At 46.9% G+C, this 15,166-nt stretch carries 10 protein-coding genes; 1 reads left to right on the top strand and 9 read right to left on the bottom strand.

Translation table 11 applies throughout. The annotated features are described in order from the left end of the window. Positions 1–10: 10 nt before the first annotated feature. Positions 11–2,302, bottom strand: coding sequence for a glycosyltransferase family 2 protein (locus MKZ13_RS30900; protein ID WP_221820180.1), 2,292 nt, complete (start codon positions 2,300–2,302; stop codon positions 11–13). Next, positions 2,302–3,396, bottom strand: a complete 1,095-nt coding sequence (locus MKZ13_RS30905; protein WP_339180817.1) for a bifunctional glycosyltransferase family 2/GtrA family protein — start codon at positions 3,394–3,396, stop codon at positions 2,302–2,304. Before MKZ13_RS30905 ends, MKZ13_RS30900 begins: the two co-directional genes overlap by 1 nt. A 397-nt stretch (positions 3,397–3,793) precedes the next feature. Here MKZ13_RS30905 and MKZ13_RS30910 point away from each other — a divergent pair, with 397 nt between their 5' ends. Then, a complete protein-coding gene (locus tag MKZ13_RS30910) occupies positions 3,794–4,516 on the top strand; it encodes a YheC/YheD family protein (protein ID WP_339180819.1) in 723 nt (240 codons plus the stop codon). 84 nt (positions 4,517–4,600) lie between these two features. On the opposite strand, the gene MKZ13_RS30915 is transcribed toward MKZ13_RS30910, so the two are convergent. The 7 genes from MKZ13_RS30915 to MKZ13_RS30945 form a co-directional block, all read right to left on the bottom strand. Beyond that, entirely contained in the window at positions 4,601–4,942 is a 342-nt protein-coding gene (locus MKZ13_RS30915; RefSeq protein WP_339180821.1) for a hypothetical protein, read from the bottom strand. Between the two features lie 244 nt (positions 4,943–5,186). Further along, on the bottom strand, positions 5,187–5,747 hold the full coding sequence (locus MKZ13_RS30920; protein ID WP_339180824.1) for a DUF4303 domain-containing protein: 561 nt from the start codon (positions 5,745–5,747) through the stop codon (positions 5,187–5,189). Positions 5,748–5,775: 28 nt separating this feature from the next. Beyond that, a complete protein-coding gene (locus MKZ13_RS30925) occupies positions 5,776–6,054 on the bottom strand; it encodes a hypothetical protein (protein WP_339180826.1) in 279 nt (92 codons plus the stop codon). A gap of 11 nt (positions 6,055–6,065) precedes the next feature. Continuing rightward, positions 6,066–6,683: a hypothetical protein gene (locus tag MKZ13_RS30930; protein WP_339180828.1), complete on the bottom strand. Its 618-nt coding sequence runs from the start codon at positions 6,681–6,683 to the stop codon at positions 6,066–6,068. A 336-nt stretch (positions 6,684–7,019) separates the two neighbouring features. Beyond that, positions 7,020–7,565 carry a 50S ribosomal protein L25 gene (locus MKZ13_RS30935; RefSeq protein ID WP_339180830.1) on the bottom strand — a complete coding sequence of 182 codons (546 nt, stop codon included), beginning with the start codon at positions 7,563–7,565 and terminating at the stop codon, positions 7,020–7,022. A 375-nt stretch (positions 7,566–7,940) separates the two neighbouring features. After that, positions 7,941–8,717 carry a class B sortase gene (gene srtB, locus MKZ13_RS30940; RefSeq protein WP_339180833.1) on the bottom strand — a complete coding sequence of 259 codons (777 nt, stop codon included), beginning with the start codon at positions 8,715–8,717 and terminating at the stop codon, positions 7,941–7,943. Between the two features lie 22 nt (positions 8,718–8,739). Continuing rightward, positions 8,740–14,934: a carboxypeptidase regulatory-like domain-containing protein gene (locus tag MKZ13_RS30945; RefSeq protein ID WP_339180835.1), complete on the bottom strand. Its 6,195-nt coding sequence runs from the start codon at positions 14,932–14,934 to the stop codon at positions 8,740–8,742. Between the last annotated feature and the right edge of the window lie 232 nt (positions 14,935–15,166).

The raw sequence follows: 15,166 nt of genomic DNA on the forward strand, positions 1-15,166 counted from the left end.
TCTATCTCTCCTAACCCTCTCTGGTGGAACGATCGGAATGTGGCTGAATCAAATCAGTCAGCAATTGGTCGATCAGGCCCTTCTCCACAATATCATCGATATTCTCCACCGAGAGAAGCACTTCGCGCTCACGGGCTGTCGTTTTTCCCGTATGTTGCAAAATGACTTCAATATTACTCTTCGTATAAAAAGTAACGACCGCTCCTGCCGCAATATCACCATGGAAACCCGTCGCGGAGAAGAAACGATAATTGAAGCTACGCAGCGTACAGCTAGCATCATTGGTGAAATGAACTGGAAGCTGAAGGGAAAGCCGCGGCATTTTTCGCTGATCCGATCTGGGTTGAACAATCCGTTTTTTCACATTGCGAAGCATATCGTCATAAGCCGTATCCCACAGATTCATCTGCTCTGGCAATGAGTGTTTACGGTCGTAGATGATTTGCATGTATTGTCGGTTATCATTCTCATCAATCGGCTGAACCGTTGCGGAGTAACGCCAGCCCTCTCCATCCTGTTTCACATAAACGATGACTGCATCGAGATTGGCCTCATACCGGTCGGTTTTGACAACCAGAGAGATGATCTTCTGCTCAGCCAAATAAATGGGATAAGGGACATAGAAGGCAATACCTTGCTCAGATACATCCACCGTTTTGGCCTGATATCGCAGATTGTTGGCTTGGTCGTGAATCGTGACATCTTCCTGCGCCCGAATCCGTTCTGTCTCCCGATACGCACGGCGGCCAACCATGAAGAACAGGGCGTAACATAGCGCAATCATGTTATGAATTAGCCAGAAAATAATGATACTACTGAAGAACAGCGCAATGCCGTACTTGCCATTCACATACCGAATCACGGCTGCAATGGAAAGCAACAGCAAGAAGATATGCGGAAGTGCATATAACAGAGCAGACATCCATTGTCGACCGCTTGCTCTGCTTTTGTTGGTGACCTTGAATTTTTTCTCACGAATACCCAGCGTCTCCAGGAGAACCGGCCAGATCAGATAAGGCATGAATATGGTATCGATAACCTGACTCCATCGCTGATTCCGAATATTACTGGACAGATATCGCATGGATACACTATAGAAGAAATAAGATGGAAGCCAGAATATTAGGATTTGCCAGAAGGTTGTGTTCACAATCTGGAAGTCGAATAACGCAAACAAAATAGGTGCCAAAATGAAAATCAACCGGTTAAAGAAGGACCACCAGTATAAGAAACTGCTTAAGTAGGTCACTCTCGTCCAGAAAGGAAGCTTGCCAGATAAGGGTGCACGCGTATTCTGCAGGCTCTGAATGATACCCCTTGCCCAGCGAATCCGTTGCTTAATCATACTCTTCACTGTTGTTGTCGTCTGCCCGGCAGCTTGAACCTCTTGAGTTGCGTAGGTAATATAACCTTCCTGCTGCAAGCGGATGCTTGTCTCAAAGTCCTCAGTGATTGTATTGAGTGGAAAACCTCCGATGTCTTCCATGCCCTGCCGGGAAATGATCGTATTACTTCCTGTATAGGCTACCGCATTGGAGGCATTCCGCAGGATGTTCACTTCTCTGGAGAAGAAATCCTGTTCATTCGGAATACCTTGCTCTGCATACAGGTTGAACTGGAATAGATCCGGATTGTAGAAACTTTGCGGGGTCTGTACCAGACCAAGCTTGAACTTAGGGTCCATCTCGTCCTCTCGGCGAGGACGCCATACCTCATTCTCCTTAATAAACGTGGAGAGCATGAAATAGGGTACCGTTTTCATCAAAAAGGTGTGCTGTGGAATCATATCCGCATCAAACGTTGCAATGAGCGGCGAAGAGCTTTTGCTCAGTGCATTGTTCAGATTACCAGACTTGGCATCCTTGTTTCCGGGGAACCCCAGATATCCCACACCAAACTGTTTGGCAAGCTCCTCCACCTCAGGTCTTGCTCCATCATCACAGAGATAGATATGAACCTTCTGTTTGTCCGGGTAATCCATGAACGTACAGGCATTAACGGTTTTATATAATAGATCAACAGGCTCATTATGCGTAGCAATAAATACATCCACATCCGGATAATACTCCGGCGGAACGATTGGAAAGTCGAGCTGTGTACGTTCTTTTTGCATCTTTTGAAAGAATAATTCAAAGGTTGTCAGTACGGTGACCGTCTCAGCCACAATCAGCAGCATACCAAAAATGACGTTCAGAACGCCTTCACCCCATGGCAACGTAAAGAACGTACGCCATACCAAATAAATCGACATCAGGATCATCGTGATGACAAAAAAGATATTCTGCCTTTTTTCGTTTTGCACTACAACTGTTTCCTCCTTGCTGCAAATACCCATCTTCGCTGCAATTGGAAACTGAGCAGGAACAGCAAGGCATCACAGACGAATTTCGCCAATTTCTCATCTACGAAGAGAACGGTATGGAATATATATACACCGGTACTGGAAAGCAAGATCACTACTCCGCATAACGTCAGATAGCGCCATAGACTGCCTTGGCTATCCTCCTTGCGGAATACAAAGTATCTATTCAGTACATAGTTGACTACAATGGAAATAATTCTCGCAATTACGGTTGCCAGCAGAATTCTTAAATAGTGCTGCTCACCCAACATGGGCCGCAATGCGTCGATCAAAAACCAGGCAATGCCCAAATCCACAACAGAACTGGCTACGGAAGAAGAGATAAAGCGGAAGAAATTCGAGAACAATACACCCATGACTCGGGCACTATCCTGGACTGCTTTAAAATGTGTTCCTGCATTGCCATTTTCATAAATGACTTGAATTGGCATGGTATGAATCGGAATGCCCGATTGGATGCACGAGATGAGCATCTGCAGCTCATATTCAAATCGAGTGCCGCGAACATCCTGCATAAACGCAAGTAACCCTGGACCGAAGGCACGAAGCCCAGTCTGGGTATCTGACAGCTTTTTACCATAGAGCATGGCAAAAATAAAGGAGGTCATCCGATTGCCTAACAGGGACTTTGGGGGTATATTCCCCTCGCTGAAGTTCCTTACCCCGAGCACCAATGAGTCCGGATGAATCCTTGCTTCTTGGGCTATTCGGTATACATCCTCCGCTGCGTGTTGTCCGTCTGAATCAGCGGTTACGACGAAGGAAGATGCGTCGAATTGCTTCCCAATATATTCAAATCCGGTCTTGAGTGCCGCACCCTTCCCCTGATTTTCCGTATGTGTCAGCAGAGCACAACCGTTCTCACGAAGCTCCTCGAAAATCGACTGGTAGGCCTCACCAGATCCGTCGTCCACAATAACAATATTCGTAAATCCATACTCTCGCAATTGCCTTACATAGGCTGGAAGCCTCTCATCCGGTTCAAGCGATGGAATGAGGATGATCGTTTCGCCGTTTTGTCTACCTCTAATCATCCTGATAAGCCTCAATTCGACATATTTTCACAGATTCTTTTTTGAATATTGTGAGTATAACACCGAAAAGGCATACAGTAAACGAATAACTTGTATATATATTGGTAAAAAAGTTGCACTCTTTTATAAGCTAGTTTATAGGCGAAAAATACTAGTAGAGGGTTAGTCTAGCACTACTCAAACAATTGCACATTTGGCTCTCGTTTCAGCACATGTACCAGCATGGCGTGAATGAACGCCTCCCCAGAATGCAGTCGTTTCTCGAAATAGTTCATCTTCTGTCTCCATCGACCGATTGGACATGCTTCGACTTACAAATCTAGACGAATGGCCACTTATGCGGATCACGAATTTGAATTAGAATGACCGTAGATGATTGAAAAAGGCTGTGATTCCAATGTTATTCGAAAGAGACAAATGGTTGCAGTATGGCATTCTGCGCGATGAGCCCTCTCTTGCAGAACGGTTGCCAGAAACACAGTTGCTTGAGAAGGATACGCTAACGAAGATGCTTCTTCAATATCCCAGCGTTGTACTGAAGCCTCGCAATGGCAGTTACGGAAGGGGTATCCTGTTCATTAAACGAAGCGGTGCAAATGCTTATCGTATTCAAAATGAAAATAACACAGTCACCATGAGAGACAACGAGCAGTTACTCGAATGGCTCGAACAAACAAACAAAAGTGATGAATATATCGTCCAAAAGCGTCTGCAGCTTGCTCAAATTAAACACAGGCCGTTCGACATTCGGATTATGGTTCAGCGCAAAAAGGGTTCCTCGTCCACTTGGAACGTGACAGGTTCCTATGCTAAAGTCGCAGCACAAGGATACCAAGTCACCAATGTGAATAACCGCCCCATTCCCGTTATTAAAGCACTGAGAATAGCTCGAATTGGAGATCGGCGCTTACTTGTCAAAGCGGAACAAGTTGCACGATTAGCTGCCAAACGATTGGGAGAGCATTACCCCATGCTTAGACAAGTTGGGTTCGATATAGCCATCGACAAGAAACGGCGAATTTGGATTATCGAAGGCAATTATCAACCGGATTTGCGCCCTTTCCGACTTATGAAAGACTCCTCGATGCACCGCAGAATATTATGGTACAAGAAACACTAAAACGAAAAAAGACGACCTGCCTGCTAGCCCGGGCAAGTCGTCTCTTCATGTTTCGTACCTAATCTCGATATTAATCCTCTTCGGTTATTTCCGGCATTTTCTAATCGCACTTGTAACACGTGTCACTCGGAACTGATTTACCCCTACCTGTATAATGGCGAACTGGCTGTACGAAGTACCAGAAGAGGTATACGGTTCAGCCTCAATATTTCCACTCGGTATTCTAACCGTCGCGGTGATTCTAGTTACCAGGCACACACCACGGTCGGATGATCTCCAAGTCTCGTCACGCTGAACACTATATCTATCGTTGCTACAAAAGATGGATGCATACTCCACTACTCCACTCGCATTAAACGAAGTCGAGTTATAGATCTGAACAGGGTCATAACCACCTCTAGGTGCTCCAGGTCTTCTATTTCCCATTCTCAAAACCTCCTTTTTTATTGATAGTCTATTAAATGCAATTAAATAGTTTTGGTGAGGTATAAATGTGGACAAGGTAGAAAAAGTGTGTTTGTACACTGTTGACAAACACGAAAAAAACCACCCTTTAATGTACAAAGGTGGTTTGCGAATTATAGACCTACTGTTAGTATCATTTTAATGAGCTAATTAAGTCGAAACGGTACATCATAGACGGTCAAAACTCTCCAAATTGCAGATGCTTCTATTCTGCCGCCTCCGCCAACCATGCTTGCATAGCCGGAGATTCTGCCCGATTCAAACGTAAGGCGATTTCAGTATTGATCTCATCCGGCGGCATGACTTCAACAAGGACACATACGGACTCTCGCGATTGATTTAAGGCAAACACGCCTTCATCATCGAGCATTTTCATCGCCAGCTCCATGGCGTTCAGCCTCACATCCAACTCGCGATTCCAATCATCATTCTCCAGTTCCGCAATGAAAGGACGCTCGTTATATCGTTGTTTGACACCGTCAAAGTGATCATCCCCAAAACAACAATAGGGCGAATCCGCATACGACCATTTGATGAGATCCGCAATCGTGGATACCGGCGTATCACTTTCCTCTGCTTGCCTAGCCGATTCCAACGCCAAAGCTTCCCACGACCAGGCAGAGATGCTTGGCACATGTCCTTCGCCAGTAGTGTATAACGTACAATAATAGTAACGTTCACCATTTTCAAAAAGGGTGCAAAAAGACTTTCTGGCGGCAGCAGCGATCTCTATGGCCAGTGTCTCTATTTCTTGCATTGGCTTCATGAATAGAGTTCCCCTTTCCATTCGTTGATCATTTGCCCCTTCGATATGAATTGGCTATTTGGACTAGATACCAGACACCCGCACCCACAAGGGCAGCAGACACCAGATTGATGCAGCCAAACACGATGAGTGACTTTGCTTGGCCTGGACCAATCCGGAAAGCCGTAACAAGCTGGAAGACAGCCGGTAGCAAAAATGCCAGCCATGAGATGGTTATAAGCTTTTCTTTTCTGAAACTCCACCATACTGCGGAACATGAGGCAACTAGCAGTACCCAGGTACAGATAATATTTAGGGCGAACGTCATTTCAGCCCCTCCTATTTGCCATGAATCACAAGTCTATATTTACTGAAGATCCACGATTGGCTCAATTCATGCATTGCATCATGGCTTATACGCACAGAGGGCTTTTGCTCCTTCATCGCATCTGCATCAAGGGCTGAGAAGCGAAGGGGTTTGGTCATTTTCTTGATAGAGTCTCTTATTTCATCGAAAAATGCATAGGTCAGCGGCTTATGGTCCCGGATATCCTCATAAATATAGTACTTTCCTTTTTCATCTTCCACATTAACTTGAAAACCTTTCGGAAATGAAAGCAAGATACACGGCAGTTCATCCTCTGCCCATTGTCCGTGATATGGAAAAGAAACCCCTTCATTTCTTACAAAAAATCCTGAACTTTCTTGATCTGATGCAATAGAAATAGAGTAAACAAAGAAGGGATGGATGTCATCTCTCTTTTCTCCTGCCACAAAATACTGATAGAACGTCTGATACTCCTCGTACACCTGATTATAATCATGCTCTGTTCGGGCAGCATTGGTACGATAGAATTGCGCTTGCCGATGCTCCAAAAGCTGCAAAAGGCTTTTAAACTCTTCAGGAGTGATGAAGAATCTCAGTTTATAGAATCCGCTATTCTTTAATTTGTCCATTTCTTTTCGCTCACCGCCCTGTTTAGAAATGTTATGCCAATGACCTTAGCGGTTCAGGTTCAACTATATATGTATCTTATTTCCATTATAGTGATTACCTTTCCTGAGTCTACCTACTTTACACCTGAATTTTGCGAATGAACTTTGAAAAGGTAGCGAAATATAAGGATCATTGCGCTTGTACGCGAGCAAAAGACATACGTGAGGTGAATTCCAGACTCCCCGCCTTGTGAGGATGGGAGCACGCGAACATCTCATAATCAGCACAAAATAGCCGTACGGATGAACACCCATACGGCTATTTTTGACTTATTCAGCTTTGCGAATTCGAAATTGTTAAGGTTTAACTACAGAGAGAAGAGACTCATTCCCCTCAGAGATCACCGTCACATCTGGTGCAAACGTAGCATCACTTACATGTAGCGTTTCTCCAAGTTCCATAGCACTAATGTCAAATTCAATCGACGTTGGCAAGTGTCTCGGCAATGCCTCCACTTCAATAGAAGATAATTGAACTTGCACGACTCCGCCCTGTTTTGTGCCAATCGGTGTGCCGTTGAACTTGACAGGAATTTTTGTCCGCATGATCTCATGGGTCTGCACCTGCTGAAAATCCACATGAAGTAAATCCCGTGTAACTGGATCACGCTGGAGATCTTCCAACAATACCGTCAATGAGCCTTTCTCTTCAAACTGCAGTTCGATAAAACCAGACGTACCCTGCTTCAACCATTTTTGAAATTGTATTGTTGGAATATGAATCATTTCATTCTCCGTATTTTTGCCAAAAACAATACCTGGCAAACGCCCGGATTTACGTAAATCCCTAAGTCGGGATGTATTTAATGGAATGCGGGTCTCCGCTTGAAAACTAGTAGTCATGCTATGTTCGCTCCTCTTTATTAAATGATATTTTCACATTTTTCATACTCATCCAACCATCCCCTGTTGGGGCTGAAGAGAGAAACATAGCATCACCACCTCCATATACGATCCAATTGATTTTAAAATACATTTAATGTAAGCACCCATAATATACATGAAGGCACTCTACTCCGAAGAGTAGAATGCCTATGGGATGCTTCAACCCTATCATAGAAACATAGATTTGTCGATTTAACACGCCATTTCCCATTTTGACGACTGGAACAGGCCTTCATGTCCATGAGCACCTTATTTCGAGAAAAAGAAAAATCGCGTCCTCTAAGGAGAGAACGCGAAATAAAGCAGATTGATTTTGTGTTTCAGCATCGCCAATTAACGCTTTCGGGCCACCACCGCTAGCCTACCGTTTTCGGTCGAATACTCGCATGTGGACAGTACAATAAGCTTGTCACCATACTGTGCTGTTACGCCTGTGTCATAAAGAGAGAGTTGTTGGATATTCTGAACATATGAATCGAACTCGGCGGGCGCACTTACATTCTCAATCTGGTAGTATTTAAACACGTCGTCCGATTTGCGATAAACTTTTGACAGAATAACGGCAACAATCTCATACTCTTCCTTTTCGTAAAGCGTGCTGAACTGGAACGTTGCATGTTCTTGATAGAAGCTTTTGTTCTTGTACTTCATTAAATCTTTAAACATCCAACCACTTTTCATGTGATGACCATGAATCAGCAAAATGTCCGAATTGTTGGTCGTACTAGACTCGTCCAAAAAAGGAAGCCCGCCTTGGTTTTCATTTTTATCAAAATCATGATTGAGATAGTACTCCGAATCCTGTGGGCTCTGCATGACCGGGTACTCAATTCGGGTACCGTCAATCTTCAGCCAGCCGACGATGTCTGAGTTCCTCTCGTAAAGATCTCGAAATTCGGGAAGCATAACCGGCTCATTGCCTTTATTGAACAAAAGGGAGGGGAATGCATCCCCTCCCCCTTGTTCTGATCCTTCTTTCCAAACCTTTGTTAACTCTTCGATTTTCTGCTTCTCGGCATAATCTCGCAAGAAAGTCCTCGTAAGACTGACAAGTGAAAATACCAACACAAGCAAGGAAACAGCGATAAGAATTTTTTTAGTTTTGCTCATTTTCTTACCGCCCTCCCTTCCATTACTGGATGTGCTTTTTCTTCTTGTACCCAAGCAGACAGAATCCGATCGTCATTAAGGACATCAGCGCCAAAATCATATACAAGAATGGCGATACGCTGTTATCTCCAGTTTTCGGAGCATCGTCCAACTCGTTGCTATCGTTCTTAAGCTGATCGTTACCATTGCTTGGTTCAGGCGTTACGATGCCTGGTTCAGGCGTTACAGTGCTCGGATCTGGCGTTACGGTGCCTGGCTCAGGCGTTACGGTGCCTGGTTCAGGCGTTACAGTGCCTGGTTCAGGCGTTACCGTGCCCGGTTCAGGCGTTACCGTGCCTGGTTCAGGCATTACCGTGCCCGGTTCAGGCGTTACCGTGCCTGGTTCAGGCGTTACAGTGCCCGGATCTGGCGTTACGGTGCCTGGATCTGGCGTTACCGTCCCTGGACCTGGCGTTACCGTGCCTGGACCTGGCGTTACGGTACCTGGACCAGGTGTTACGGTGCCGCCTCCGTTGTTACCATTGCCGCCGGTGCCGCCTCCAGAACTAATCGGCTTCATTGGCACATCGTACCTGACAATGTCAAAATCGACTGAAATGGTACCACTTGTGTGCGTTTCGTATCCGTCTTTCGTTACGATCAGATAGTAATCCGCTTCAGGAAACACCATGTACGCATAGAAGCCATCTGCATCACTACTCTGCTCCGGGCTCTCGTTGTCGTGCGGTGGGAAATTTGGAACCTTTGGAAGCGTTACTTTCGTACCCGGAATGCGGCCGTTATCTCTATTCCGCTGTGTATCCGCATAATACAGTGTAACTTTGGCTCCATCAATTTTCTTGCCAGTGACGGCATCTCCTGTCGTTTCATCATAGACCGTACCGTAAGGGTCGACTAACTCCTCTGAAATATTCAGCTCTCCGTTAGCTTTAACGTCAAGTTGCGCCACTTTGAGGAGCAATTCCTCGCCGGTCTCAGCTTGATAGCGAACTTCCATTGTGTACGTCTGCTCGCTTAGCCCTTCCACAGAGAAAGTTCCATTCATAGCCATAGGGAATGCTTTAGGTCGGCCGTTTTCCTTAATATAAATGCCATCCTTGTCTTTCAAATAGATATGCATCTGGCTAGTCAACAAATCGTTGAATAGCCCTGTTGTTCCATCCAGTTGTTTGAACAGAATGATCCCCACGGCCGTAATGTCCGCTGGAACAGTCTCGTCCGTTACACTGCTGTTCACATTTGCTTTTTGCGTAAATTCAACAGGTACATCCTTACCGCCTACCCGATACATCTTCGTATATCTGATCGTATAATCGGTATCCGCTACGGCTGGAATTGAATATTCACCCTTCTCATTCGTCTGCGTCTGAATCTCTTCGCCTGTCTTCAGATCGGTTACCGTAATCGGTGCATTCGGAATGACTTCTCCTGTGTTATTGTTACGCAACACGCCTTCCAGATACGGTCGGGTATTGGCAAAATGTGCTTCAGACCATTTTTTCTCTGGAATAGTGCCAATGTGAATGAGACTCTCTGGATCAGTCACATAGCCATCTTCCGTATAGTCATCTTGGGTCACTTTGTACTGAAGATTGGTTGGAAGCCCTTGGACAATGAGCGTCTGTCCATCTGTAAGCTCGAAGCTCTCACCGCTCTTGATCATGCCCTTGCTGCCGTCTGACTTCTCATAGACGTAGGATTCGTCCGATCCCTCGCCTGTGAAGGCAACCGTGTACTTAAACAGCTTCTTCTTGTCTTCATCTTTGCCTTTAACTGTGTTGCTGATTAATAGGCCGCCCTTCAAGACTCGCACGTTCGTGAACGGGGCATCTTCATCAATGCCTTTCATGAATCCGGCATAATACCGTTCCTCAGGAGTAGTCATATATTCATCGGTTGTGTAGTCTTGTTGGGTAACGGTGTATTTCAGATTCTTAGGCAGGCCCAGAATATCCAGTGTCTCTCCATCCTTGAGGCGGAAAGTATCGCCGGACTTGATCGTACCTGTGCTACCGTCCGTCTTCACGTAAGTGTAGCTTTCCTCTTTACCTGCATCCTCAAAGTTGACGGTGTACTCGAACTCCTTCGTCTTATCGCCGCCGTTGCCCATGACCGTATTGCTGATGGTCAGCTTGTTAACGGTCCGTTCGTTGATGAAGTCCGCCTTGTGATCACCTTTATTCACGATTGAGCCAGACAGTTCTCTCGTACCAGGTATCGTCGTATAACCATCAACGGATGTATAATCGTCCTCGGTTACGGTATAGACCAGATCCGCAGGCAATGCTGGAAACGTCACAGATTCCCCGTGCTTGAGAGTGATCTTATCTCCGCTCTTGACCGTGCCAGATGTACTATCTGACTTCATATAGGTGTACGTTCCGTCCTTACCTTGACCAGTGAAGTTCACGGTATATTCAAAATCCTTTGACGGATCGCTGCCATTCCCTTCCACGCTATTGGTGATGGTCAGCTTGCCTTGGGCAGGTGTTGGTACGATCAGCGGATTGTTTGATTCCACCTTCTGTCCGTCAACAAGGACAGGCTTGCCCGGCGCATCGATAACACGTACCCGGTATACCTTTGTCGTAGGCAAGTAAGTGAGGGGGTCAATGTAGGTCTGCTTGAGCATATAGTCCCCCGGCAACTGTATAATGAAATCTGCCTTGCCGTCCGTACCCGTCACTTTTTCTGCCATTTCATTATTTTCTCTATCCCTGGCCGGTGTACCATCAGGATTGAACAACTTGAACTTTACACCCTTCAGCGGAGTGGTGCCGTCGGGCCCAACCTTCTTGAGGAAGAGCAAGCCGTTTTCGTTTGCACTTCCCGCTACATCGTTCGCGTCCAGCGTAATACTGCTCTGCGCTCCGATCGGTGGAAGGGTATAATCGCCCATCAGTTTGATGGAGTTCCCGGCCGTTCCCGGCTGCATACCCTGGGATTCGGTCTGGTAAACAATATGATATAACTTGTTCGGGTCAGCAAAATCAAACCTAAGTGTCGAGCCCTCGGTCTCCGGGTCTGTGCCCGCGGTGACCTTCACCTCACTATTCGGATCCGCAAGATTCAGCGGCCCTCCGTCACGCTCCAGGGTACCGTCTTGCTTCAACTTGCCGGGATAGACAGCGATGTCAGAAGGTTCGAGAGATAGACCACCCTCTGCATTTTTTCGCAGCTTCAGCCCCTTGGCAAGGGTATCCAACAAATAGACGCCTTGCTTCATCTCGAACGGTGGCGTGTAGTTCACCGACCACTCTTGCACGCCAGAAACCGGCTTTTGTACCGTCTTGCTCAGAGACTGCACATGGACAATGATTCTGTGAGCTTCGGTAGCGCTATACGATTTGTCTCCCCATTTCATGGAGAACTCAGCCTGATTCTCACCGGCATTGTTGTTGCCTAGCTGGTAGGTCGCCAGCTTGGCATTGGTTGGACGCGCCTTCACAAGAATGACGTAAGGGCTTTCCAGCTTGGAGAAGGTGAATGTGCCTACATTGCCGTTCTTGTCGAAGCTTACCACATGCTTGGAATCGTCCGGCTGAATGGCCTCGCCTGATGCTTGTGCGTATCTGCCATAACCGCCTGCACTTGCTCCTGAGCCGGCATTATAGCCCGTAACACCTTTATAAAGCCTATAAGCCTCACCCGGAGTATAATCTACAAATTCCCAGCCCTCAGGCAGCGTATCCACCAGCTTGATGTCACTGGCTACGCGTGTACCGCCATTCTTGGCCATCTCCTCCGTATTGAACCCCGGCATGTTCACCGCCAGTCGGAAAGTGACTGTTCGATCCTTGCGGTCATAGCCTGCCAGGATGTATTTATCATCACGGGAGTCGTCCATATACCAGTTCGGATTATTGACGACAATTGGCCGCGTCCATGTGCTGGCGCTCCAGTTGCTATAATTTCGGTTCCAATCGGCGGCTATGTTTCCTAGCGCATTGCCGTTCTGATCGACTGAACTCGCGTACAGCATCTCCTTATTCAGCATCCGCACCGGGTTCTTGACGGTGGCTTCTTTGTAGTTCATATAAGCGTCACCATCAAAGAACAAGGCTCGGTTACTCCATCCGCCTCCGAAATCTTGACGGAAAAGGTTATCCGGATTGGTAGTGACGGATTCAAAAGAAACGCTCCCCAGCACACTTCCTTTATACCCGGTCACTTTGATAAGGTCCGCCACCTCTTCGCCGTTCACCGTCAAGGCGATCACATCTCCAGCCAGTCCACTACTTACAGTCAGCGTCTTATCGCGGTATTTTTGCCAGAGCTGCTTGTCGTCGATTTGGCCTTTGATTGCATTCAGAGTGTCCGCCGTTACATTAGGATTGGGATCCAGTTTATCCAGCACATCGAGCGAACCGCCGTGAACCAGCAAATCATAGACGACTGGAGCATCCAGATCATACTGCGGCGTCAAATTGATCGTCCACCTTGCGCCTCCGACATTATACAGCGCGTAGGCGGTAGCATTGTTTGTTGCAACGCTTTTCGTGAAGGCATGTGCGCCGATGATCACCCTTGCGGCATCCACAACGGCTACGGGAGCGGTCCAGCCGGTCGCATCGTTGTTCTGGATGGCATCTCCTCCATCCGTCACATCCAACTCCCAGTTGGCGCGGGCACTATAATCGAAGGTTGACTTGCTATTGTCCGTCACCTTTGTCACCACGGTCATATAGAGGGGGCCGTCCAGATTCCCGCCGATGGCGGATCCGATGTCGTACTCCCCTGCGTCGTTGCGGGTGATTGGAGTATCCGTACCGCTGTCTCCATTCTTATAGGTTGCAGACACAAACTCCGTCCCAGCGGGCAGATTGTCTGTAATCTTAGCATTCTGCAAACCGGTTTTGGAGAGCAACCGGCCGTTGCTAATCGCTCTGTTGACCTCAACAGTCCAGGTAATGAGAGTATCGTTTCCGCTCTTGCCGGGCTTGCCGCCCACCACAATCCAGTTGGGGCGCACGGCAACCCGATGCGAGTTTGATAAAGCCTTTACATCGACATCAGTGTCACCCAAAAGCTTTGCGTTGTTTATAATGGCAGTCCAGCCATACTGATCCCAGTTGCCGTTTTTCTCATAGTAATAAATATTTTTAGGAATCCACGTTTTGAAGGTAATCGTCGCCGTGTTTTTAACGTCATTGGCAGTAGATACGCTTGGGAACTTGTAGGAAAGTGTTCGGTCAGCAGCATAATTAGGATCTGCTTCAACTCCATTCACAGTAAAGGACCCCGGCACATATACACCGACGTTCACAAGCTCGTCAGAGAAAGTTAACCCATCAAGCGGCATGGGAACGGTCTTATCGTCCGTATCGTTGGCATTGACTACCACTCGCCATGTAATGGTGCCTTCTTTAAAATGGGCTGTGTTGATTTCGCCGTTATCGTTGCCGTTGCTGGCCGATTTGACGTCAATACTGTATTCCGGCACTAATTCCGAGTTATTAAATTTATAGCCGTTTCCGAAAATGGCCGTATCCTTGCCTCCGCCGGGCGCCTGATCTGCCGCCTTGGCAGCAACGGAAAAGCCGATTTTGACGTCGCGTCTACTTCCGTCATACACCCCTGCGCCATCAAAAGTAATTTTGATGGAATCGGCAAAAAACTGGACAGTAGCAATTTTCAGTCCGCCCTGGTTGATTGGTATAGGACCAGTAGGCGTCAAATTCACATCAGGGAAGTAAGTCGCCTTATCCAAAATGGCATAATCCCCCTGCTGGATCACGCTTTCGGGCGAAGCATTCAGATCGTCGCCCTTGGTCGGCACGGCGATATTATCCAACTCTAGGGTAAAGTTCTCCCGGCCGTTAATCTCGCCCTCCGCCGGAATCACAGCCGCAGGATCACCCTGCTTTACAGTGAGATTGAACGTCGGATTGGCGTTAACCAAGACCGCCGTCTTCTCCGCCGGATCTGCCGCCATCGCCGAAGCGTACGCCGCCTCAGGTTCCATCGGTGACTCACCTGCCTTGTCCGTCTCCGGTGTCGACGGTGATTCACCTGGCGCGTCCGTCTCCGGTGCCGCTGGTGATTCACCTGGCGCGTCGTTTACTGTCTCAGATGCTAATTGCGATTCGGCTACGTTCTGTGAGCCGGATTCTTCATCCGCAAATGCAGCAGCAGGAAACGCCACAGTCTGCAAGACAAGCAAAATTGCCAAGCAAATCGATAGCATCGTTTTACCTATACTGCGTTTTTGTTTCAATATGAAAATCTCCTCCTTTTCTGAAAATTTGGCTGAGGTTAACAACTTCTTGCCCTTTCCTTGATGATCTTTAAAACTCACAACAGAAAGTGACAAAATGAGCCAAATTAACATAGCGTGTTCGAATATTTTAATATACGGACCTATACAAATTCTAAACAATAACCAGACTATGTTGGTGCAAGGGAAATTACACCCCTAGTAAAGAAATGAGTTACAGCATCCGACATTA

Origin of the sequence: Paenibacillus sp. FSL R5-0701 (assembly GCF_037973995.1) — a bacterium.
Lineage (GTDB): Bacteria > Bacillota > Bacilli > Paenibacillales > Paenibacillaceae > Paenibacillus.